The 21,598-nt window shown below is 44.6% G+C and carries 22 protein-coding genes; 8 read left to right on the forward strand and 14 right to left on the reverse strand.

Going from position 1 to position 21,598, the window contains the following annotated elements; translation table 11 throughout:
- The first annotated feature begins 5 nt into the window (after positions 1-5).
- Positions 6-1,886 carry a membrane protein insertase YidC gene (yidC, locus tag DR864_RS07285; RefSeq protein WP_114066333.1) on the forward strand — a complete coding sequence of 627 codons (1,881 nt, stop codon included), beginning with the start codon at positions 6-8 and terminating at the stop codon, positions 1,884-1,886.
- An 80-nt stretch (positions 1,887-1,966) separates the two neighbouring features.
- On the opposite strand, the gene DR864_RS07290 is transcribed toward yidC, so the two are convergent.
- The gene (locus DR864_RS07290; RefSeq protein WP_114066334.1) at positions 1,967-2,554 is read right to left on the reverse strand and encodes a Uma2 family endonuclease; all 588 of its coding nucleotides are present in this window, start codon (positions 2,552-2,554) and stop codon (positions 1,967-1,969) included.
- Positions 2,555-2,566: 12 nt separating this feature from the next.
- Positions 2,567-3,928: a histidine--tRNA ligase gene (hisS, locus tag DR864_RS07295; protein WP_114066335.1), complete on the reverse strand. Its 1,362-nt coding sequence runs from the start codon at positions 3,926-3,928 to the stop codon at positions 2,567-2,569.
- A gap of 192 nt (positions 3,929-4,120) precedes the next feature.
- On the opposite strand from hisS, the gene DR864_RS30060 reads away from it, so the two are divergent.
- Positions 4,121-4,270: a hypothetical protein gene (locus DR864_RS30060; RefSeq protein WP_013929369.1), complete on the forward strand. Its 150-nt coding sequence runs from the start codon at positions 4,121-4,123 to the stop codon at positions 4,268-4,270.
- On the opposite strand, the gene DR864_RS07300 is transcribed toward DR864_RS30060, so the two are convergent.
- On the reverse strand, positions 4,267-4,623 hold the full coding sequence (locus DR864_RS07300) for a hypothetical protein (protein WP_229599541.1): 357 nt from the start codon (positions 4,621-4,623) through the stop codon (positions 4,267-4,269). The two genes, DR864_RS30060 and DR864_RS07300, sit on opposite strands and share 4 nt — an antisense overlap.
- 91 nt (positions 4,624-4,714) lie before the next feature.
- Here DR864_RS07300 and DR864_RS07305 point away from each other — a divergent pair, with 91 nt between their 5' ends.
- Positions 4,715-5,479 carry a class I SAM-dependent methyltransferase gene (locus DR864_RS07305; RefSeq protein ID WP_114066336.1) on the forward strand — a complete coding sequence of 255 codons (765 nt, stop codon included), beginning with the start codon at positions 4,715-4,717 and terminating at the stop codon, positions 5,477-5,479.
- Positions 5,480-5,641: 162 nt separating this feature from the next.
- Here DR864_RS07305 and DR864_RS07310 read toward each other — a convergent pair whose 3' ends face one another.
- The 8 genes from DR864_RS07310 to DR864_RS07345 form a co-directional block, all read right to left on the reverse strand.
- Positions 5,642-6,046 (reverse strand): hypothetical protein, encoded by a 405-nt coding sequence (locus DR864_RS07310; RefSeq protein WP_114066337.1) that lies wholly within the window; start codon positions 6,044-6,046, stop codon positions 5,642-5,644.
- Positions 6,047-6,222: 176 nt separating this feature from the next.
- On the reverse strand, positions 6,223-6,879 hold the full coding sequence (locus DR864_RS07315) for a leucine-rich repeat domain-containing protein (protein WP_114066338.1): 657 nt from the start codon (positions 6,877-6,879) through the stop codon (positions 6,223-6,225).
- Between the two features lie 140 nt (positions 6,880-7,019).
- On the reverse strand, positions 7,020-7,379 hold the full coding sequence (locus DR864_RS07320) for a tellurite resistance TerB family protein (RefSeq protein WP_114066339.1): 360 nt from the start codon (positions 7,377-7,379) through the stop codon (positions 7,020-7,022).
- Between the two features lie 110 nt (positions 7,380-7,489).
- A complete protein-coding gene (locus DR864_RS07325) occupies positions 7,490-8,278 on the reverse strand; it encodes a prohibitin family protein (RefSeq protein ID WP_114066340.1) in 789 nt (262 codons plus the stop codon).
- Positions 8,279-8,432: 154 nt separating this feature from the next.
- Positions 8,433-8,732 (reverse strand): hypothetical protein, encoded by a 300-nt coding sequence (locus DR864_RS07330; RefSeq protein ID WP_114066341.1) that lies wholly within the window; start codon positions 8,730-8,732, stop codon positions 8,433-8,435.
- A gap of 75 nt (positions 8,733-8,807) precedes the next feature.
- Positions 8,808-10,172, reverse strand: a complete 1,365-nt coding sequence (locus DR864_RS07335; protein WP_114066342.1) for a HAMP domain-containing sensor histidine kinase — start codon at positions 10,170-10,172, stop codon at positions 8,808-8,810.
- Positions 10,169-10,858: a response regulator transcription factor gene (locus DR864_RS07340; RefSeq protein ID WP_114066343.1), complete on the reverse strand. Its 690-nt coding sequence runs from the start codon at positions 10,856-10,858 to the stop codon at positions 10,169-10,171. The genes DR864_RS07335 and DR864_RS07340 overlap by 4 nt, the downstream gene beginning before the upstream one ends.
- Before the next feature lie 60 nt (positions 10,859-10,918).
- Complete coding sequence (locus DR864_RS07345; protein WP_114066344.1) at positions 10,919-11,455, reverse strand: DinB family protein; 537 nt, start codon at positions 11,453-11,455, stop codon at positions 10,919-10,921.
- 239 nt (positions 11,456-11,694) lie between these two features.
- Between DR864_RS07345 and DR864_RS07350 the strand changes: the two genes are divergently transcribed.
- Positions 11,695-14,193, forward strand: coding sequence for a PIG-L family deacetylase (locus DR864_RS07350; protein WP_114070193.1), 2,499 nt, complete (start codon positions 11,695-11,697; stop codon positions 14,191-14,193).
- A 39-nt stretch (positions 14,194-14,232) separates the two neighbouring features.
- Here DR864_RS07350 and DR864_RS07355 read toward each other — a convergent pair whose 3' ends face one another.
- Positions 14,233-15,912: a hypothetical protein gene (locus DR864_RS07355; protein ID WP_114066345.1), complete on the reverse strand. Its 1,680-nt coding sequence runs from the start codon at positions 15,910-15,912 to the stop codon at positions 14,233-14,235.
- Positions 15,913-16,062: 150 nt separating this feature from the next.
- Positions 16,063-16,536, reverse strand: a complete 474-nt coding sequence (locus tag DR864_RS07360) for a hypothetical protein (protein WP_114066346.1) — start codon at positions 16,534-16,536, stop codon at positions 16,063-16,065.
- Positions 16,537-16,709: 173 nt separating this feature from the next.
- Between DR864_RS07360 and DR864_RS07365 the strand changes: the two genes are divergently transcribed.
- From DR864_RS07365 to DR864_RS07375, 3 genes are all read left to right on the forward strand, one after another.
- Complete coding sequence (locus tag DR864_RS07365) at positions 16,710-18,206, forward strand: S41 family peptidase (RefSeq protein ID WP_162793624.1); 1,497 nt, start codon at positions 16,710-16,712, stop codon at positions 18,204-18,206.
- Between the two features lie 63 nt (positions 18,207-18,269).
- Positions 18,270-18,932 carry an START domain-containing protein gene (locus DR864_RS07370; RefSeq protein ID WP_114066348.1) on the forward strand — a complete coding sequence of 221 codons (663 nt, stop codon included), beginning with the start codon at positions 18,270-18,272 and terminating at the stop codon, positions 18,930-18,932.
- Positions 18,933-18,968: 36 nt separating this feature from the next.
- Positions 18,969-19,547, forward strand: a complete 579-nt coding sequence (locus DR864_RS07375) for a TetR/AcrR family transcriptional regulator (protein ID WP_114066349.1) — start codon at positions 18,969-18,971, stop codon at positions 19,545-19,547.
- A gap of 31 nt (positions 19,548-19,578) precedes the next feature.
- On the opposite strand, the gene DR864_RS07380 is transcribed toward DR864_RS07375, so the two are convergent.
- Positions 19,579-20,163 (reverse strand): Uma2 family endonuclease, encoded by a 585-nt coding sequence (locus tag DR864_RS07380; protein WP_114066350.1) that lies wholly within the window; start codon positions 20,161-20,163, stop codon positions 19,579-19,581.
- Positions 20,164-20,233: 70 nt separating this feature from the next.
- Between DR864_RS07380 and DR864_RS07385 the strand changes: the two genes are divergently transcribed.
- Positions 20,234-21,592, forward strand: coding sequence for a lysophospholipid acyltransferase family protein (locus DR864_RS07385; RefSeq protein WP_114066351.1), 1,359 nt, complete (start codon positions 20,234-20,236; stop codon positions 21,590-21,592).
- The last annotated feature ends 6 nt before the right edge of the window (positions 21,593-21,598 follow it).

Below are 21,598 nucleotides of genomic sequence, written 5' to 3' on the forward strand. Positions count from 1 at the left end.
AACAAATGGAGAGAAATCAAATCATTGGATTAGCGCTGATTATGACGATGCTGATTGGGTACCAACTCTTGGCCCCAAGTCCTGAACCAACCAAGCCTAATCCTGCGGAGCAAGCCAAAAACGCACCGAGACCCGCGGCCACGGCTCCGGCCCAAAAGAAATTGGATTCCATCACCGCTCAAGCGGTCTATGGTGATTTTGCAAGTGCGGCGCAGGGAACGGCCCGCGACATTGTCGTAGAAAACGACGATGTGCGTGTGACATTCAGTACCAAGGGCGGAAATGTAAAAGAGGTATTGCTCAAGAAATACAAAACGTATACGCTGCAACCATTGTACCTCATTGATGAGCAAAGTAGCGCTTTCAGCCTAGAACTTCCTACCAACAAAGGTACGGTCAACCTTTCGGAGTTATACTTCACCACTGATGCACAAAGCCAAACCATCACCGCTGGTAAATCCGCCAAAGTATCGTTTCGCCTGCCCATGGGCAACAATCAGTATGTAGAACAAACCTACACCGTACAAGGCAATGGTTATTTGATTGATTATGACGTGCAACTGGTCGGGCTGGATGGGCTTGTCAAAAATGAGCCTACGCGCCTAGTGTGGCAGGACAAACTCAAGCAACTCGACAACGACATGGCCGAAAACCGCAAAGTAGTGACCACCAATTACTACTCAGACGGTTCTCTCTCGGACATCGGTCGCGGCCAAAGCGAAAATGTGGAAGAAAAAATCGAACAACCTGTTTCGTGGTTTTCGCACAAAAACAAGTACTTCTTAACGGCATTCATTACCAAAGGCACGGCACTAAGCAACGTAACCCTTAAATCACTGGTGGATGTTACGGATACGACCTACATCAAAACCATGCAAAGTGAGGGTTCGCTGGCTACGGCTGATTTGAAAGCTGGCAAAGGAAACTTCCAGTTATTCTTCGGTCCCAACGATTACCAGGTGGTAAAAGAAGTAAAAGCTGCCCCTGATTTTGGTGACAACGTGGACCTGGGCTACGCCATCCTAAAGCCGCTCAACAAGTTCTTCTTTGTACCAATGTTCAACTTTTTGGAGAAATTCTTCAGCAATTACGGAATTTTAATCATTGTTCTGGTACTGATTGTTAAGCTCGTTATGACGCCACTCGTGTACAAATCGTACGTGAGTATGGCCAAGATGCGGATGCTGGCGCCTGAGTTGGCTGTGATACGCGAAAAAGTGGGCGACGATGCCGCCAAGATGCAACAGGAGCAAATGAAACTCTATCAGCAAGTGGGCGTCAGTCCATTGAGTGGTTGTATTCCAGTACTGGCAACGATGCCGATTTTGATGTCGTTGTTCTTTTTGTTTCCTAACCTCATTGAACTTCGTCAGGAGGCTTTCTTATGGGCCAGCGACCTTTCCACCTATGACGCACCCATCAAGCTGCCTTTCTCGATTCCTTTCTACGGTGCCCACGTGAGTATTTTCACCCTAGCCATGACGATTTCACAATTAGTGTACGCTTGGTATAACAACCAAATTACGCCAACGCAGGTGCAACAACCGGGTATGCCCGACATGCGCATGTTGACGTACTTTATGCCGGTGATGTTTATGTTCATCATGAACTCTTTCCCTGCAGGTTTGAGCTTTTATTATTTGGTTTCCAACGTCGTAACCATTCTTCAACAGCAGATTATTCGTCGCTTTGTGAACGATGATAAAATCCGGGCGATTCTGGAAGAAAACCGTAAGAAGATCGCGTCAGGTGTGAAAAAGAAATCGAAGTTCTCCGATATTTTGGAGCGCTCGATGAAAGCCGCCGAAGAAGCAAAAAAACAAGCGGACGATGCCAAGAAACAAACCGAGGCAAAACGCCAACAATTAAAGAAGAAAAATCCCTAAGCATTGCGTAGTAAGAATACAAATAAAGGCTGCGGAAGTGTACTCCGCAGCCTTTATTATGTTGAGAAAAACGTTATTTTTTAATCCAAAGGCAAATCATCTGTATTCAGATAGACATCTTCCATCGGCAGGGTAACGTCAACGGACTCAAGATAAATACTGCCCTGTATATCAATGGCTTCTGACGCCAAAAACCATATTCCCGCTTCGTTTTTACGGTATACTTCCGCATGGATTTTTTTAGAATCCACCAAAACGTACTCTTTTAAACTCTCCAACTGCCGATACAATAAAAATTTATCTCCCCGATCGTAACCTTCAGTACTTTTGGAAAGTACTTCCACGATAACGATGGGATTCATGACTGTATCTTTGTATAGGTCTGAAAATTGGGGCTGACCGCATACAATAACAATATCAGGGTAACTGTAAAGTCCATCCGTGTGCCGCGTCAAAATACGCTGGTCGCTCGACATCGTACGGCACCCCTTTCTGCGGAGTGCCATATTCAGATTTGCGGAAAGATTACCTGACACGACATTGTGCCGCGTGGTCGCCCCAGCCATGGCAAAAATCTCGCCGCGATAATACTCGCTTTTGTACGAAGCATTACGTTCTATTTCTAGGTATTGTTCTGGCGTATAATACGTTTGGGCCTGCGCACTCATGCTTGCTGTGTTTTAAACAAAATTACCCAATATCTCCGCTAAAGTCAATTTCTGTTGCTCGCCCGAATGCATGTTTTTGAGAGACAGTACCCCCGTTTGGATTTCTTCCGAACCAATGATCAACACGTACGGAATGCGTTTACGGTCGGCATAGTCAAATTGTTTTTTGAGTTTTGAGGCATCAGGATACAACTCAGCGTTGATGCCCGCTTCGCGCAGTTGGCGCAATACTCCCAATCCGTAGGCTTCGGCATCGGCGTCAAAGTTCGTAATCATCACTTGGGTAGTAATAGATTGATTTTCAGGAAAAAGCTTCAATTCTTCCATGACATCATAAATACGGTCTACACCAAACGAAATCCCCACACCCGACAGCCCAGGCATTCCGAACGTGCCCGTCAGGTTATCGTAGCGGCCGCCGCCCGAGATACTTCCCATCTGCACGCCATTGGCCTTTACTTCAAAAATAGCCCCCGTATAGTAGCTTAAACCACGCGCCAGTGTTACGTCAAGTTGCAGTTGAGGAGACGGCAAGCCGAAGTTCGTCACTTTGGTCCAAACCTCTTCCAACTCTGCCACCCCTTTGGACCCGATTTCGGAGCCCGCCAGCCATTGACGGAGATTGTCGAAGATAGCGGTTTGATTGTTAGCTAATTCGTAAATAGGTTGCAATTTTTCAATGGCCTCGGCCGAAAAGCCGCGCTCCAAAAGTTCTTGCTCGACTTTTTCTTTGCCGATTTTATCCAATTTATCAATCGCCACGCACATCGGCCCTTCCTGTCCTGGCGCACCAATGATTTCGGCGATACCACTCAAAATCTTACGATTGTTGATTTTTACGGTAAAATCCATGACACCTAATCCACGCAATACTTCATGAATCATCAGCACAATCTCAGCTTCACACAGCAGAGAATCCGTCCCAACAACGTCGGCATCGCACTGATAAAATTCCCGATAACGTCCCCGCTGCGGGCGGTCGGCCCGCCATACGGGTTGGATTTGGTAGCGCTTAAAGGGCATCACCAAATCGCTGCGGTTCATCACCACAAACCGGGCAAAAGGCACCGTCAAATCATAACGCAATCCTTTTTCGGAGACTTTGAGGGTAAGTTTTTTGTAGCCTTCCTGCCATTGGGCCTCGGTGAGTCCCTCGGCAAAATTGCCCGAATTAAGAATTTTAAAGAGGAGTTGGTCTCCTTCATCTCCGTATTTACCCATCAGAACCGAAAGATTTTCAATGGCAGGCGTCTCGATAGGCTGAAACCCATAGCGTTGAAAAATTCGGCGAATGGTATCAAAGATATAGTTACGCTTGGCCATCTGCGCGGGCCCAAAATCGCGCGTTCCACGGGCTAAAGAAGGTTTACTCATTATTTTCGTGGTTGGTGATTAGCAGTTCGTGGTTGGTGAGTAATAGTCACTATTCACAAGCCACTCCCCACTATTAAACCGCAAAAGTAGCATCCTCCTTGAAAAAAATAGGCGCATGGTTTATTTTTTTCGGAAAGAAGTCCGTATTTTTGCGGCTCAATTTTAGAATCAACATTAAAAGATAATACTACAATGGGCGTGACCAAACTTTTGCGCAAAGCAAAGCGCAACGTAATGATTCCACAAAACAAAGAGGCTCTTATTAAGCACCGCACGTGGAAACCAGAAATTAAGAAAATTGACATCGAGGCAATCAAGGCAGAGTTTGCCGCCAAAGCCTAGCCAATTTTGCCGCCTTGAGCGGCATTTTTCTTTTTAAGGGCAGTTTCAAAATCCTTTTGCATTTTTTTCAATTTCCGACGAACTTCCTGACGGTATTGGTATTGTACGCGGAAAATAACGGCTTGGCCAAACAGTGAAATACCCGCATTGATGACGATTAAACTATACGTTCCCATCAAAAACCATTGTCGGAAAGGAGCGTTGGTATGTTTTAAATGCCCTGCCTCACTAAATACACACAGTCCGTACCCAATCACGACCAAACTTGTCGGGGCCAATAATAGCCACTTTGTTCGGGAGTTCATGCGTTTTACCAATTTTTGGCCGGGTGGTTTTGATGTTTTCGGAATCATCTTTGTGGTAGGTGTCTTTAAGTTTTGCTTTTAACCCGAAAAGTAAAAACTTTGCAGGACTTGTTGAATAAAAATCTCATAAAATTCTCGAATGAAAGACATCATCAGTTGGGTGTTACGGCACGTACCGCGCAAATATTTACAATTAGTCAGTCATTTTGGCGTCAAAGTACTGTCGGTTTTTTACCGTGGTAAGGGAGTCGAATGCAGCGTATGCGGCAGTGAATTCAGAAAATTTCTACCTTACGGTCGTTCAGGAAGAGACAATGCTCTGTGTCCCAACTGTTTATCACTGGAACGCCACCGATTGATGTATTTGTACCTACAGCGCAAAACGCCGTTTTTCAAAGCCAATCTCAAATTGCTCCACGTAGCTCCCGAGTATTGCTTCATTGACCGCTTCGAGAAGATGAAAAATCTGGATTATATCACCGCCGATATTGAGTCTCCTTTGGCAAAGGTGAAAATGGACATTCACCAGATTCCGTTTGAAGCCAATACGTTTGATGTCGCCTTTTGTAATCACGTCATGGAACACGTAGACGATGACATCAAAGCCATGTCCGAGCTTCACCGCGTGCTCAAACCCGGCGGCTGGGCTATCATTCAATCACCGCAAGATTGGTCAAGGGCCGATACGTTTGAAGATCCGACCATTACCGACCCCAAAGAGCGCGAAAAACACTATTGGCAAGACGACCACCTTCGTCTTTTTGGGCGTGATTATGGTAAACGTCTCGAAAAGGCTGGTTTTAAAGTAACCGAAGACCGCTTCGTCATGAACGAACTCACCCCTGAAGAAGTAAAGCGCTTTGCGTTGCCAGCCAACGAAGTAATTTATTTCTGCCAAAAATAATGGCATTATTGATTTAGACTGACATAAATGTAAAAGTTCCACCGAGAATCTTCTCGGTGGAACTATGTACTACAATTCTTAATCTAAACGAAATGGTGCTTTCTTGTGCTCCCCACACCATCAGCGAGGGTTTTCATAAGGCTTACCCTTATAAAGCATGTTTTATCTACTTAAACTATCTGCCTGCACATTTGTTTTTTTCGCTTTACGAGCTACCCTTTCGTCCACTTGCGCAGGTTTAGCCTGGCTCTTGTAGTGATTAGGTAATACGAGCGGATTTTGGGGTTCGAGTCCAATCGTTGGCACACTCATGACCACCGTTGCCTCCTGCGCAAAATTGGTTTTGCCCTGACGCTTATAATTATGGGCTGATTGGACGTTATTTTTTAACTCAAGCGGCATGACACGCTCATTTGACGAAACGACCAACGATGATGCACTTTCTGGCGCTTTCTGCGAAACTGGACGCTTGTAATTATGAGGCGAATTAATGGATGAGTTTTGCGCCAATACAGATGACGAACCTAACAAAATTAAAACGATAAATGATTGAATGAACGATTTCATGATAATTATTATGTTTTGGAATACTTAGCTAATGTTGTTGTCTTTTGACACTACAAAAGTACGGCGCTGGTCTTAGAGGGATATTAGGCCAAGATTAGAATTGCCTTAGAAATCCGAGTCTTCCTTACTTTTGAAGCCCAGATATTACTTTCTGCACTTAATAAAAAGCGATTCAGTCAAAATTTAATTTTGAGCCCTGGGCCAGATACTTGGTTTACGGGTACATCAATGGGTATATTATTTTGATTTAGCTCTAGATACTCCAATTTTTTTAGCCCTTTAATTTCAATGGGAATATTCCGCAACTGATTATTTGCCAAATACAACTGTTCTAGTTGGCTTAACTTTCTAATGTTTCGGGGTAGTTTTTGAATACCGTCGTTCTCTAAGTGAAGAATTTTTAGCCTTGGAAGCTTACGTAACACATTGATATTTTTAGGCAAATCAAGGTTCTTGTCGTTGTCGAGGTATAGCTCTTCCAAATTTTGCAGTTGGGAAAACTCCGATGGCAACTCCCTAAACGTATTCCCTCCAAGATCCAATACCCTCAAATTTTGCAGCTTAAAAATTTCGGAGGGGACCCCGTTCAACTTGTCATTACGTAAGCTCAAGTAGCGCAAATTAATGAACTTAGGTAATTCGCGTTTGATATCAGTGATATCCTGATTACTCAAATTAAGACGATATACTCTTTCAGGGGCTTTCAAGGCTTCCTCCCATTGGTTGTACTCTTTGTCAATCAGTAGAAATTCTGACGACTGGGCCACGGCCCTGTTGTGTACATCAACCGTTAAGAAAACGGTCAAACTGTACAGTAGAACTTGAATTTTCATTTTTGGTTGGTTAAGTGCATTTATTGAACCCTTCTGGGCAAAAAATGAAGGTAAAAACCACAAAACTTCCGCCTTCTCAGTAGCATTTTGGCCAGATCCACAATAACAAATATTCTCCCTTCCTGGCAACGGGCTTTTTTTCAGACCTTGCGAATATCGCGTCTGAACCGGCGAATAAATTCTGTTTCTTTTCCCGACACCCTCTCATCAGCTTGTGCTATATCGGTCATTAGCTTAATAAAATATTCGCGAGTAGAATCATCCAGGTCTTTGCTGTGCGACGCAAAGCAGCGCATGGCAAAATTGTAGGCTTCTTCTACAGGTGTCTGATAATGTTCCCGCAATTGAAAGGATTGCATCGCCAACTCTCCGTGCGGTTCTTCAATCAGTACATTGCGGGCTTTTATGGATTCGAGTTCATGCAACTGTCCATCTACCTTAATGAGCGCATAGACGGCGCTGCCTAAACCAATATATAAATTAGGGATGAAGGTTTTCATGGTATTTTAGCGGTTAAAGTGTGTTTAAAATTTACTTTTTGGGAACTTTAAGACAAAAAAAGACAGGACAAACCAATTATTTATCCTGTCTAACGTCACTACAGCCATTACTACTCTACCTTATCTGGAGAGATCAAAAGAGGGGCACCGCCACCAGTAATGATCACTTTACTGTTTGAGGAGGCCGCCAGTTTATTGAATGCTTCAATCGACTTAAATTGAATGAGCATCGGCGTCAGTCCTTCATTTATTATTTTCTGGGCATCTCTAACTCCCGTAGCTTCGATGATTCGGCGCTGGGCTTCTTGGCGTTCTTTGTCTAGCACAAACTGCATACGCTGTGAATCCTGCTCTGCTTCCAGTTTTTCTTCAATTGCTTTGGTCAATCCTGATGGTAAAACGATACTTTTCAGCAATACGGACTCAACAATAAATCCACGGTCTTTGAGTTGAGACATCATTTGCTCTCGAATCGAATTCTCGATTGCAGTGCGTTGACCGGTATGCATATCTTTGGCAAAATAGCGCGCCGATACATCGGCCACTGCCGAACGAAAAACGGGAAGTATCACGACTTGATCATAGTTCTTACCCAAATTTTCGATTATCTGTGGGGCCTGACCGCCCACCACTCGATATAAAATAGACACATCTGACTGCACCGTAAGACCTTCTTTGGAAGGCAAAGGCAATCGTACTTCGATATTTGTGGTTCGGGTAGGCATTTTTATGATGCGAGTCACAAACGGGTTAAACACTTTTACGCCTTCTCTGAGTGGCTCAGGTCTGATTTTTCCGAGGGTTCGTTTTACGCCTACTTCGCCCTGACGCACAACAGTACAACTACTCAAAAAAAGGATTACAGCTAAAAAGGCCAAAGGATTCATTACACGTTTCATGGTTGTCATAGGTTTAACTGTTAATGAAAAAGGGAATCAAAACTAAGTCTTCGCCGTTTGTTTTGACGCTGTTAATTGTCTTGTTTTGACAGTACAAAGTTGTTACCTCAATATTAGACGAATGTTATAACCAAATTAGAAGTACCTTAGAAAACTACTGTTTTGACTTTTGTAACAACTCCAATTGCTTGCGAATCGTGGCGAGCTGCTTATCGGTTTGCAGTTTAGCCGCGTAGAGCGAGTCATAACGCAGCCGAAGGGCATCGTGCTGCTGCTGGAGGCTTTGGTGCTGTCCACGATAGCGAAAAGCTGTGTCCAAACCGCCAAAAAACAACATGGCAAAGGTCAAAAAGACAATCCCCCCCACGAAGGTAGCCGCCCATCGACGACTACGCTTACGCACAGTGGCTTGGGGATTGGGTGTGGAAAAATAATCTAGTTTGTAGCGTGTCATGATTTTGCCCTATTTTAAGTGGGCAAAACTAATACTGCTACCTTGGAAGAAACTTAGAAGAATATTAGAAAACCATTAGGATTTTTGAGGAAGCGTAATCACAAAGGTCGTACCGATGCCCGATTCCGATTCTACCGATAGGCTACCATGGTGTAACTTGATGATTCGGGCAGTTAATGAAAGTCCAATACCATGCCCAGCAATATTGCGTGCGTTTGAACCACGCCGAAACGGTTTAAAGATAAGCGGTAATTCCTCCTTCGGAATGGCTGGCCCATTGTTATGAAAATGGATTTCAAAAGCCCTCGGCAACTTGTTGAAACGAACCTCCACTGTGTTGTCAGGGGAGAATTTAGCTCCGTTTTCCAACAAGTTGATGAGCGCAATCTGAAGAAGGGCTTCATTGCCCAACACATTGAAATGAGTAGTGTCTTTAGAAAAATTTGCCAGATTTACTTTAACCGTATACGCTGGGTATGCTCTGAGCAACTCACTACGAACCTGCCAAAAAATTTCGTCAAGGTACACCTCCGACAATTTAACGGCCGACTCTTCCATGCTGACCTTTGCCAGCGACAACAATCCGTTTGAGAGCCGATTCAGCTGGCGAGCGTCGTCGAGCACGGAGCGGAGCGTATCGTGCCATTCCTGCGGGTTATCGTCCATAAGCGCTACCTCAATTTGGCCCGTAATGGCCGTAAGCGGGGTTCGGAGCTCGTGCGAAGCATTGGAGACAAACGCCCGCTGCAATTGGAAGGCTTCTTCCAAACGGTCGAGCATCCGGTTAAAGCGTTCGGCCAACTGACCGATTTCATCGGGGGTATTTCCTACATCAACCCGCAAATCCAGCCGTGAAGCCGTGATGGCATCTACCCGACCAATTAGTTTTTTGAGCGGCAATAAAGCGCGGTATGCATAAAACCACCCCACCAAAAAGACAATAAACCCAGAAATAAACCACCCCACCCCCATCACCAAAAGCAGGTTACTAACTTCGCTGTGACCGTATTTATCAACGGCAGAGGCAAAGACCACAAAGCGGTTATATTCATCTGCAAACAATACACCTACTACCTCTCTTTTTCCTTCGTCCCAACGAAACTCCTTCTCAAGGCGTACTTGATTCAGGATTGTCTTATCCACTTTTAGATAATCGGTACCGCTTTCATACACGAGTGAATCGCGGTAATTGTAGATAATAATTTCTTCTTCGTTGAGAACCGTTAAATGATTCTTATCAAGCCACTTATAAAGTTCTGGACTGAACGTTTCTTTTCCAAAAAGCAACTCTACGTTGGTATTGGCCTCGGCTTTCAGTTGTTCGTAGAATTGCGCTTTACGGTGCCGCTCTGCGAGCAAATAAATAACAATGCAAAACAACAGTAATAAAATCGAAACGACCGCCGTAAAAAGCAGCGTTAATCGGGTACGAATCGTCATTTTTCTTTGAGCGTATAACCCATCCCCACTACCGTATGAATGAGCTTGTTAGCGGTATCTTTGTCGATTTTTTTTCGCAAATAATTGATATAGACCTCAATAAAATTGGTACCTGTATCAAAATCAATGTCCCATACTTTTTCGGCAATATCTACTTTTGAAACCACCCTTCCACGGTTCCGCATCAGGTATTCTAGCAAGGCAAACTCCTTAGCAGTCAAGTCAATGGTTTGTCCGCCCCGTCGGGCCAGTTTTTGGTCCAAATCCAATTCCAAGTCTGCCACCCGCAGCACGTTGGTCTGCTCGATGGTTTTTATAGCTCGTTTTAGCAATGCCTTCAATCGAGCCACCAGCTCCATAAAATCAAACGGTTTGACCAGATAATCGTCCACTCCTGCATCAAACCCAGCCAGTTTGTCGGCGGTAGTATCCAGCGCCGTAAGCATCAAAAGCGGGATTTGGGTATTTTTGGTACGGATATAGGCGGCCAATTCTACCCCGTCCATAAGAGGTAAATTTACGTCCAGAATGATGAGATCAAACGTGCGCTCGTCAAAAAGACGCTGTCCTACTTTCCCATCTTCGGCAATTTCAACCGTAAACCCCTGTCTTTCCAAGCCTTTTTTTATAAATGCAGCGACTTTTGTTTCGTCTTCAACTAAAAGTAAATGAGGCACAAATTCCATAAACGGTGCGATAAATAAATAAACTTTAAATTGCTGTTAAATCAATGATTTATCAATCATTCAGACGGGCATATTGCTTTTGAGTTCTTCCACCTGATTGAGGTGCCGGTCAATGTGAAACCGCAAAAATTCAAAGCGTTGACGAATATCAATGGGGCCTGAGATAGGATGACGATGTATCAGAGACTCCAACTCATCGTCATGCAGTTCATGGCCCAAAGCGTTTAGTTCCACTTGAAGACTTTCCAACGAAGCCGCCCAAAAACCTATCGGTCCCCCCAACCGGGGAGCGGCTATTGCAGGGGCAATTTCTTTAGACTTCCAGGTTTTCGCCACAATTTCTTCAATCGATAGACCTTTGTGAATCATCTCCCCCTCCCAGATTTTTTTTCCTTCGCGGGCGGCCTGAAGTACTTTCCACATCCCGAGTATGGCGCCGTGTTCGGCCCAATACAAATGCTCCGTGTTGTCCACCACATTCCAAACGTCGGGAGAAGGTTTCCATTGAGCCTGCGCTTCAGAAAGTTGCCTAACAGTGTCAAGGTAACGATTGCGCGCCGCCAATACTTCGCTGATTAGTTTTTTTACCTGATTCATGTTGAGGTTCTTTTGTGTGCATTAAAGGTAAAAAAAAGGGTTGAGAAATTGCATTCTCTCTCGTTTTTATGCCTATTCTATGAATAATTAGCGATTCTTAAACAGGCGTATTTTTCCAAACGATGATTGGGCCACTGAAAAGAAATTTCAAGCCTAAAGAAGAAAAGGCAAACCTAATAATGTATTCATTTTCGACGGTTTTTGTAGCTTTGTCAAATCACTTGCAAATTTGCCGAACTATGAGAAAATTTACGTCTTACACCTTTTCCTTTCTCCTTTTATTACTTTCCACCCTTAACATTAACGCCCAGGTAAAACCATTAACCTCCAGCGAAATCCTCCTTAACCTTAAAAAATTAAATGTATTGGGTAGCGCAATGCACATCGCCGCTCACCCCGATGACGAAAACACCTTACTCCTTACGTATTTATCCAAAGAGCGACTCGTTAAGACCCAGTACCTCGCACTCACGCGCGGCGACGGCGGTCAAAACCTCATCGGGCCTGAGCAGGGCGAATACATCGGCATCATCCGTACGCAGGAGTTGCTGGCCGCTCGGCGCATCGACGGAGCAGAGCAGCTTTTTTCGAGAGCTTATGACTTCGGCTTTTCCAAGACCCGCGAAGAAACACTCAAATTTTGGGGAGAAAACAACATTTTGTCCGACGTAGTGTATCACATCCGTAAAAACCAACCAGATGTACTCATTACGCGCTTTCCTCCAGATGCTCGAGCAGGACACGGCCACCACAATTCGTCGGCATTTTTAGCGGAATTGGCCTTCAATATGGCGGGCGACCCCACCAAATTTCCAGAACAACTCAAAGAAGTACAAACGTGGCAACCCAAACGGGTCGTTTGGAACACTTTTTCACCAGGTTTTTCTAACCAAAAACCCACCGATAAAGGCAGTTTTATCACCATCGACATTGGCGGCTACAGCCCCTACCTCGGAAAATCGCACGCTGAAATCGCCGCCGAAAGTCGCAGTTCACACAAAAGTCAGGGGTTTGGCTCGGGGGCTAACCGCAACGCCCGCATTGATTTTATGATGCACAAAGACGGCGTACCCGCCGAAAAAGACCTGTTTGATGGCGTCGATATGTCATGGAACCGCGTCAAAGGAAGCGAGCAGGTAGCGCAACTTGTAGACCAAGCCATCCGCAATTACAACGTCAATTATCCCGCGTCGTCGGTACCAGTTTTGGTCAAAATTTATCAGGAATTAGGAAAGCTAGATGCTCAAAATAAATACGTTCAGCAAAAGAAAGCCGAAATTGAAGTATTGCTTCAAAATTGCCTAGGGCTTTGGTTTGAAACCAACCCAGTCGACTACGCCGTAGCCCAAGGCGACCGCGCGGCGGTGCGGGTAAGCGTGGTAAAACGCGCCGATTATCCGCTCAAACTTACCCGCTTACAATTTTGGGGTGCTCAAAAAGATTCTACATTGTCATTGGAGTTGAAAAACAATGAACTTTCAACCTTCACTTTCAGCGCGGAGGTTCCTAAAACAATAAAAATCAGTCAGCCGTATTGGTTAGAAAAACCCATCAAAAACGGTGCTTTCCAGATTGACGACCAATCCAAACTAAGCACACCCGAAAACGTACCTTCGTTACAAACATCGTTTACATTCCTAATTGATGGTCAATCATTTACCTTCACCAAACCTTGGGTGTACAAATCAACCGACCCCGTGGATGGTGAAGTCTACCGACCGTTTGAGATTCGGCCCGAAGTGACGGCCAACGTGAGCGAAAAAGTGTACGTTTTTGCCGACAACCAACCCAAAATGGTGGACATTGTGGTAAAAGCCCACCGTACCAACGTAAAAGGTACGTTGACGTTTGATGTACCCGCTGGCTGGCGCGTGGAGCCGGCCCAAATCCCGTTTGAGTTGCCCGAAAAATACCAAGAACAAACTGTAAGCGTCAAGATTTTTCCTTCTGCCCAGCAGAGTGAAGTAAAACTGAAAGTAATTGCCAAAACCGAAAACGGAGAAAGTCCTTACAGCCTCAAATCGGTTGAATACAAGCACATTCCAACGCAAACGATTTTCCCGATGGCCACCACCGCCTTGGTGAAACTCGACATCAAAAACAAAGCAAAAACCATCGGGTACATTGCGGGCGCGGGCGACGAAGTACCCGCAGCTTTGCGCCAAATGGGCTGTAACGTAACCTTGCTTGATGAGGCGGCACTTAGTAAAAATCTTGCGGTTTATGACGCCATCGTGGTGGGCGTTCGGGCCTATAACACAGAAGAGCGCATCAAGTATTTTCAGGAGAAATTGATGGAATACGTCAAGAACGGAGGCACAATGGTGGTGCAATACGTGACGGCGGGGGGCTTCGGCAATACGCTTAAGGTAAAAGAAATAGGCCCGTATCCTTTCAAAGTAGGCCGCGACCGGGTCACGGAAGAGGACGCCGAAATGCGGATTTTACAACCCACGCACCCTATTTTGAATACCCCCAACAAAATTACGCCGAAAGACTTTGAAGGATGGATTCAGGAGCGCGGTATTTATTTTGCCGTAGAATGGGACAAAAACTACACGCCCCTTTTCTCGGCCAACGATACCAACGAAGCCGCCAAAGAAGGTAGCCTTATTTATGCGCCCTACGGAAAAGGCCATTTTGTGTATACTGGCTTGGTGTTTTTCCGCGAGCTTCCTGGCGGAGTATCGGGCGCGTATCGGTTGTTTGCCAACCTGATTTCGTTGGGAAAGAAGTAGTTATAAAGTAAATAAATCATAACTTCAAAAATGGGCTGGCTATTTGCGGCCCATTTTTTTTAGTTGTTTCAAGCCTCTTCTTTCCAAAACACAACGCGCAATCGACTGCTTAAGACTGCGCCAAAGCGTCGCAAAATACGACTTTGTGGGATCACGTTTGTACGCAATTTGCCCAGTTCTTATGGGTTCGTTAGGCCATGGGTTGTCGTCCTGTATAAAAAGCCGGTCGGCCATTCCCGTTATCAATTTTCGTTTTTTGGCGTTACCATCGCTGTCCTGTTTGAGAAAAACAGCTTTCAAATCGTGATAAATCAGCGTTCCTTTTCCTACTATACCATATTCATTACCTTTCAACTCAAAAGTAAAACGCTGGACTTTGCCCGATTCGATTTTAGTCATCGACAACGGCTCAGTTACGGGATTAAGGATACGCAAATCAATGGCTCCTACTGCACCTTTACAAGTAAATTCGCCGCTTTTGGAGGCGATATTGAACGTAAAATCGGCCGTAAACAAGGCTTTACCCATAAAAAGACCCTTAATACGCGCCTCGCAAACAGGGTTTTTGAGCAACGAAAGCGTATCATTGGTCACGTTGACTAAATCGCCTTTGACCAATTTAAAATTGACGCCGCCGCTGCTTTTCGTTTCGGGGCTATACTCAGCGTAAGAAACCACAAAATTTTCGACGTGCACCGTGTCTATGTTCATTTTAAAAGGCAGCTCTCGGAACATCTGTTGGGGGTATTTTCCTATTTTGGAGGACGTGGAAGGATTGCCGTCGCTAAAAATAGCAATGTTTCCGCGTTGAATAAACGCCCGTTCGGCCATCAGTTTTTTATCAAAAATCAAAGCCTTCAAATCCACCTGTTGTACCAATATATCTTCAAAAACAAACGCAATACGGTCATTGCCATTGGCCCGGGTGGTGTACTGCCGCCCTTCAAATTTTGGCATGTAATGGATTCCTTTGACTTGAATTTCTTTTTTTTCGGACGAAAAAGAAATCGTATCTAGCCTAAAATCGTGCAATGAACCGATGGAGGGAAAATAGAGATTTGATAATTTGAAGGCTGTATTTTTGGAATAATAAAAACGGGTGGTATCGAGGTAAGAAAGCGAATCAATCAGAAAGTCAGTGATGTCTACATCGAGTTTGTCTAATACAATCCGTTCGGGTTTTTGCTTGGTTTTATCCGCAAAAGCAAATTTCATTTGATTGAATTCCACTTTTTTGACCCGGAAAGATTTTACAAATTTTGAAATAACTTTATAGGGCGACACCTCCGCATTTGGGGCTGATTTGCTTTGCTTTCGCTGCGTAATTTCGACCGTTGGGCGGTTGATTCTGATGAGGTCAATCTCCAGTTTTCGTTCCACAACCAGTTTAAACAAACCAATATTGGTAAGCAGGATTTCATCAATGTCGGTAGCGTAGATAAAATTGGACGTGTTGCTATTCTCAATCCGTTTTCGATACAAAAGCGTATCTGGAATCAATTTTATGCGGGTTAGTTCAGCTTTACCCGAAAATGGTTTGTAGAGAAGTTTCTCAAACTCAATTCGGTACATGCCATCCGATGTTTCAGAAACTGATTTTTTTAGCGTTTTGACCAATAAAGGCCGTAAGTAATAGCGTTCGGCCACTAAAATCACGGCCACCGTAATCAATGCAGCCCCACCAATGATTAGTATCCATATCGTCCATTTTCTCGTCATAATCAGATTTTAGTTATTACCGGTGCGGGTTCAATTATAGACTAAAAAAGTTATGCCGGGCGCAAAATTATTTGCAAAAAAATAGGCGCTTATATTACATAAGCGCCTGATTTATAACAACTTTTCAAAAACAACAAAAATACTAATTGACTAAGAAAGTACAGTTTGGTCGTTCCACTCAAAGTGTGGAAGCTTAATGGGAGCCAACAATTGTTCTTCGAGCATATTGGCCCATTCGCTGATGTAGAGCACCACATCATCCCGAAAATTATGGCGCAAGTAGCGTTTTTCGGCGGGCAAGCGCTGCAAAATGCGTACATCCGACAACCGTTCCAACTGCTTCAAATCGTCGGGATCGAGGCCCGCCTCCATCATTTCGCCGATGAGCAAATCCATGGGTAAACCACTCGTTGGGCAATAATCATTGAGCTGCTCATTCCAATCGCCGCGCCCGTTGGCAAGGGCATGGGCATGAATTTCGGCTTTGGTCAGGCGGGTAAGCTCCTGCGCTAAGTTTCCGCAATTGCAGCTTCCCATGTGGCCCCATTGATAAGGTGAACCTTTTTCGATTTTTCGGGCCGTACGACGAAGCGCCGCAATAAGGTCAAGATTCGGGCGTGCCATAATCGTAAATGTATTGATTAAGTTAATTGAATCGTTTCGATAATGAATTAATCAAAAAACACCTTGTTGCTGGTTTTTGTTTTAAAGCAATTTATGTATTTTTTTGTAAAAATTAAGGTTTTACGTTGTCAAGAATCATTTTTCTCGCCACGCAAAACGAAATGCACCACCCGATGAAATTTTCCGTTCTCGCAAGTTATATCTGCCTTTGCCTGTTAACCGCCTGTAGCTCCACGTTTAACCCCAAACAAACGTATTCGGTGCAACAAATTCAGGATGATTTCAACCTTATGCAACGAGCATTGCTGGAGTCACATCCAGGAATTTATCGGTATTCTTCGCCCGATACTATTCAGTGGATTTTTAATAAAACCGCTCAGCAACTGACCCACCCCATGACCGAGCGCGAATTTAGGCGTACGGTCAATCCCGTTTTTTCGTACATCCGCTGTGGTCATACCGACATTTATCCATCAAAACAATACACAAAATACATTAAAAAAAATAAACCCAAAGAATTTCCACTTTCGGTTTTTTGGGCTGATAATCAGCTTCGTATCACTCAAAATCGCACCAAAGATTCGACCCTTGCGGTGGGTGGAGAAATCACCCGCATGGATGGCAGGCCCATCGAAAAAGTGATGAAAGAAATGTGGGATTTAATTCCATCGGATGGCTATAACCAAACCTTTAAAATTTCCGTAGCCAACACCAATTTCGGGTCATTTTATCGCTATTTGTACGGCAACGACAGCACATTTACCGTGACGGTAAAAGACAGTTTGGGGAAATCGCGTAATCTAAAAATTTCGTTTACGGCTCCTGCTAAACCCACCAAAAAGAAGGTGTCCAAGCCCGTCGGGACGCCCAAACCCAACACCGTTCCGACCACGACGCCCATTCCTCGCCCCAAAGCACCCAAAGTTGATAAGCGCCGCACGTTGAACATATCGACACGAGACAGTAGTGTAGCGATTTTAGACATCAACACTTTCCGAGACGGTGGTCATCGAAAGTTTTACCGTAAATCTTTTCGCACCCTTAAGCAAAAAAACATTCAACACTTGGTCGTTGACCTACGCGCCAACGGCGGCGGCCGCTCCGATGCGAGCGTCAATCTAATGTCGTACCTGTTGGACTCGACCTTTGTCGTTTATGATACCATCGACGCCGTAAAAGGACGTCCCTCTTTCAACCGCTATTACGGCGGCAAACTGCTGCGCTTTGCGGCACGTAATTTCTGGTCTAAAAAAATTGCTCCCGACCGCATTCGCAACAGGTCAGCCGCAAAAAAAATACGCCCCAACAAAAAATACGGTTTTAAAGGAAAAGTTTACTTACTGACCAACGGCGGGTCGTTTTCGGCGGCGGCTATTTTTCCTTCTATCATTCAGGAATATAACCCAAGGGCCGTAGTTATTGGCCGCGAAACTGGCGGCGGGCAGTACGGTTGCAACGCCTTCATCTCCCCTTATCTTACCCTGCCAAACACAAAGGCAAAGGTCAGAATCCCGATGTACAAAATTGTGTTAAACCTTCCAGGCTACGACAAAGGCCGCGGTGTAATGCCCGACATTCCAGTAGCATACACGTTTCTGGATGTGGTCAAAATGAAGGATTTAGACATCGAAAAAGTTTATGAATTGACAAACAGTACTAACAAACAATAAGAAATTGCGAACATTATTAACTTAAACTACCTACGGCCACGGCCGCTTTATTGCCGATTGCGTATGCTAGTAAATTGGAACATAAACCGTTATCTCAACTTTTTTCTCCTGCTATTGCCGTTCACTTCTGCAAGTCAGGAGCAAAATACGTGGAAGTTGGAAAAGGACAAAAACGGAATCCGGGTGTACTCCCGCCACCTCATGGGAAGTAAGCTAAAAGAGGTAAAAGTAACCTGTGAACTCAACGCGACAATGTCGCAGCTAGTGGCCTTTGTATCAGATATTGACCACTACAAAGAAGCAGTGTATCGGGTGGCGGAGGCTTATGTGGTCAAACGCGTCAGCGACCAGGAGTTTTATTATTATAGCGAGACCGAAATGACATGGCCTGTGTCAAATCGTGGTCTGGTTATTCGTATGGAGTTTGACATGGACCACCCTACCCGAACACTCCGTATCCGTGGCAATAATGCCCCTGAGTTGGCTCCCCAAAAAAAGGGGGTGGTTCGAATTCCCCATTGGCATTCGCTCTGGATAGTTCAGGAAATGGACAGCAAACGGTTACGGATAGACTACACTTTTGCCGTTGACCCAGGCGGAGAACTCCCCATCTGGCTCGTTAATGCCCTGATTGCGGTGGGTCCTTATCAGTCTTTTTCAAGCATAGAAAAACTACTGGCTCGCCCCTACTACCAAAATCGTACGTTTAGTTTTCTGCAACCCTAAATTGAAGTAAATAACTCCGTACAACGCCCCCCAATTATGCGAACAAAAGATGAAACCAAAGTACAGCTCATCCTCAAGACTGCCCTCAAAATGGTGGCTCGGGTGGGATTGGCGGGACTCAAAATGTCGGATTTAGCCAAAGAAGCAGGCGTAGCCACGGGAACTGTTTATATTTACTTTGAAGATAAAAACCAACTCATTTTTGAGCTATATCATTACCTGATGCACGTCGGCATCAATACTCTAACAACACAAATTTTAGAGACCGACCCGCTCAAAATCAAAATCAAGAAAATAGCCCGTAATTACCTAGACGACCACATAAACAACCCCGAATACGGCGCATTTTTGGAGCAATATTTTCGCTCTCCGTACTTTCATAAAGGGGATGCTACCCGCGTAGAAAAAGAGATAACCAAACAACCGCTCTACCAATTGATAGTGGAAGGACAACACCAAAGCCTCATCAAAGAGGCTAACCCAGAGCTGCTCGTTACGTTGGTATACGGAATGCTGAATGAGATGGCAAAAGTGTCTATTTATACCCAAAAGCCCGTTACTGCCGCCGAATGGGAATTGACATTCAGCGTGCTTTGGGATGGAATACGGAGTTAATTTAGGACAAAATAGCCCCGTTGATTAACCTTTATCGCGCCGACAAATCAATTCCCCGATAAATATCTGCGAGCTTCAACGTTACGCTAATTGACTGTAAATGAATTGTTTCTGAAAGACTGGCTACGTCGTGGGTGCGCCAATCTTTTTCATTCAGTCGGAAGTAGGCAGAAACCAAGGCGTGTTTTTGATGAACTACCACGTATTCTTTAAAGGAGGGTAACGAACGGTATAAATAGAATTTTTCGCCCCGGTCATACTCTTCCGTAGAAGGCGACAGCACCTCCACAATTAACAACGGATTCAGGATGGTATCTACCCGATTCTGATAAAACAACGGTTTTTCACAAATCACCACGGCATCTGGATATACAAAGCTCTCAATGGTTGGAATATGAATTTTAGTATCACTGTTGCTAACTTCAAAAAATGTATTCATTAAAGCTACGTTCAATGCCGTTAAGACATTGGTAGCGATGCGGTTATGAACGTAAGAAGCGCCAGGCATTTTAGTGATTTTTCCGTCGAAGTATTCCAATTTTTCCAATGATTGCGCCTCTAGCTCAAAGTATTCTTCGATGCTGTACGTGGTCTCGGGCGAAAGTAATGCAACCATAAAATAAGCAGTTTTTACAAAGTTAAACGAAAATTCCTAATTTGAGCCAAATCTGACACTGAGGATTATCATGCTCTTATACTCCTTGCTAAAGTTTGTTTTTACGGTTACGCTTCGCCTCTTTTTTCGGCGATTTCAAGTCCATGGCCTCGAAAAACTGCGAAAAACCAAGGGGCCGTTGATTCTGGCAGTCAACCACCCCAATACTTTCATGGACCCGCTCATTGTGGCTACTTTGATGCCCCAACGGGTAGCTTTTATTGCTAACGGCGGTATTTTCAACCGATTGACCCGACCCGTTTTCAAGTATCTTCACGTCATTCCTGTGTACCGAAAAAAAGATAGCTCCGACGTGCCTCTCTCCCCCGCCCAACTCAATAAAATGACATTTCAGCGGTGTTATGATTACTTAAAAGCCAAAGGAACGATTCTTATCTTTCCCGAAGGAACAAGCGAAATTGAGCGTCGTTTGCGCGAGCTCAAAACGGGCACCGCCCGCATTGCGTTGGGTGCTGAACACGAAAACGACTTCCAACTGGGCCTTCAAATTTTGCCGATTGGTCTTAACTACTCGGATCCAACACGCTTTAGAAGCGACGTATTTATCAACGTTGGCAACCCGATAGCCCTCGCTGACTTCAAAGAAAAATACAACCCAGAATCCTTTGAGACCGTTGAAGAACTAACGGGCTTAATTCAAAAGCGCATGGCCGAAACGGTCATCATTACCGAAAATGAAGAAGAAGATACGCTGGTAAAACAAATCGAGATTTTATACAAGAATCAGCTCTTTGAAGAATTGGTTTTGGACAGCAAAGCCCAAAAGGACGAGTTTGACCTCATTAAGCAAATCGTGACGGCGGTCAGGTATTTTGAACACCACCGCCCGACCCTCTTTAAGTCGCTACAAATCAACATGTCCAATTATTTGGATACACTGCATAAGCTCCATCTTTCAGACGAGATTTTTACCCAAACCCAACACCTCAACCGCCATCTCAGAAGCACCCTAGGTCTATTAATTCTCGGACTGCCAGTATATCTATTCGGACTGTTTTTCAATTACTTGCCCTACATTTTGCCTTCCAAAATTGCCCGCTTGATTTCAACAGATATTTCTTACCGTGCACCACTCATGATGAGCCTCGGAATCTTCACCTTTCCCCTCTTTTATGGATTTCAATTATGGGGCTTTCAGTCTATTTTCCAACAACCCTGGCTAACTTTAGGATTGGCAGTTGGTTTACCACTGAGCGGTTTTTTTGTCTTGTGGTACTGGGGGCAGCTCACTCGCCTGAGTCATGTTTGGCAGGCGATACGGCTCTTTCGACGAAGACCTAGTTTGATGCAAACCCTTTCTAGCGAGCGCACCGCAATCTTCCAATCCCTTAGCGAAGCCAAAGCGCTTTATTTGAAGGTGGGAGAATAAAACCGA

The sequence above is a fragment of the Runella rosea genome, assembly GCF_003325355.1.
GTDB classification, from domain to species: Bacteria; Bacteroidota; Bacteroidia; order Cytophagales; family Spirosomataceae; genus Runella; species Runella rosea.

What these genes read in the sequence shown, in the direction of transcription:
- yidC (WP_114066333.1), top strand. Translation starts at nt 6, where the DNA reads ATGGAGAGAAATCAAATCATTGGATTAGCGCTGATTATGACGATGCTG.
- DR864_RS07290 (WP_114066334.1), bottom strand. Translation starts at nt 2,554, where the DNA reads ATGAGTGCGCAGGCCCAAACGTATTATACGCCAGAACAATACCTAGAA.
- hisS (WP_114066335.1), bottom strand. Translation starts at nt 3,928, where the DNA reads ATGAGTAAACCTTCTTTAGCCCGTGGAACGCGCGATTTTGGGCCCGCG.
- DR864_RS30060 (WP_013929369.1), top strand. Translation starts at nt 4,121, where the DNA reads ATGGGCGTGACCAAACTTTTGCGCAAAGCAAAGCGCAACGTAATGATT.
- DR864_RS07300 (WP_229599541.1), bottom strand. Translation starts at nt 4,623, where the DNA reads ATGATTCCGAAAACATCAAAACCACCCGGCCAAAAATTGGTAAAACGC.
- DR864_RS07305 (WP_114066336.1), top strand. Translation starts at nt 4,715, where the DNA reads ATGAAAGACATCATCAGTTGGGTGTTACGGCACGTACCGCGCAAATAT.
- DR864_RS07310 (WP_114066337.1), bottom strand. Translation starts at nt 6,046, where the DNA reads ATGAAATCGTTCATTCAATCATTTATCGTTTTAATTTTGTTAGGTTCG.
- DR864_RS07315 (WP_114066338.1), bottom strand. Translation starts at nt 6,879, where the DNA reads ATGAAAATTCAAGTTCTACTGTACAGTTTGACCGTTTTCTTAACGGTT.
- DR864_RS07320 (WP_114066339.1), bottom strand. Translation starts at nt 7,379, where the DNA reads ATGAAAACCTTCATCCCTAATTTATATATTGGTTTAGGCAGCGCCGTC.
- DR864_RS07325 (WP_114066340.1), bottom strand. Translation starts at nt 8,278, where the DNA reads ATGAAACGTGTAATGAATCCTTTGGCCTTTTTAGCTGTAATCCTTTTT.
- DR864_RS07330 (WP_114066341.1), bottom strand. Translation starts at nt 8,732, where the DNA reads ATGACACGCTACAAACTAGATTATTTTTCCACACCCAATCCCCAAGCC.
- DR864_RS07335 (WP_114066342.1), bottom strand. Translation starts at nt 10,172, where the DNA reads ATGACGATTCGTACCCGATTAACGCTGCTTTTTACGGCGGTCGTTTCG.
- DR864_RS07340 (WP_114066343.1), bottom strand. Translation starts at nt 10,858, where the DNA reads ATGGAATTTGTGCCTCATTTACTTTTAGTTGAAGACGAAACAAAAGTC.
- DR864_RS07345 (WP_114066344.1), bottom strand. Translation starts at nt 11,455, where the DNA reads ATGAATCAGGTAAAAAAACTAATCAGCGAAGTATTGGCGGCGCGCAAT.
- DR864_RS07350 (WP_114070193.1), top strand. Translation starts at nt 11,695, where the DNA reads ATGAGAAAATTTACGTCTTACACCTTTTCCTTTCTCCTTTTATTACTT.
- DR864_RS07355 (WP_114066345.1), bottom strand. Translation starts at nt 15,912, where the DNA reads ATGACGAGAAAATGGACGATATGGATACTAATCATTGGTGGGGCTGCA.
- DR864_RS07360 (WP_114066346.1), bottom strand. Translation starts at nt 16,536, where the DNA reads ATGGCACGCCCGAATCTTGACCTTATTGCGGCGCTTCGTCGTACGGCC.
- DR864_RS07365 (WP_162793624.1), top strand. Translation starts at nt 16,710, where the DNA reads ATGAAATTTTCCGTTCTCGCAAGTTATATCTGCCTTTGCCTGTTAACC.
- DR864_RS07370 (WP_114066348.1), top strand. Translation starts at nt 18,270, where the DNA reads ATGCTAGTAAATTGGAACATAAACCGTTATCTCAACTTTTTTCTCCTG.
- DR864_RS07375 (WP_114066349.1), top strand. Translation starts at nt 18,969, where the DNA reads ATGCGAACAAAAGATGAAACCAAAGTACAGCTCATCCTCAAGACTGCC.
- DR864_RS07380 (WP_114066350.1), bottom strand. Translation starts at nt 20,163, where the DNA reads ATGGTTGCATTACTTTCGCCCGAGACCACGTACAGCATCGAAGAATAC.
- DR864_RS07385 (WP_114066351.1), top strand. Translation starts at nt 20,234, where the DNA reads ATGCTCTTATACTCCTTGCTAAAGTTTGTTTTTACGGTTACGCTTCGC.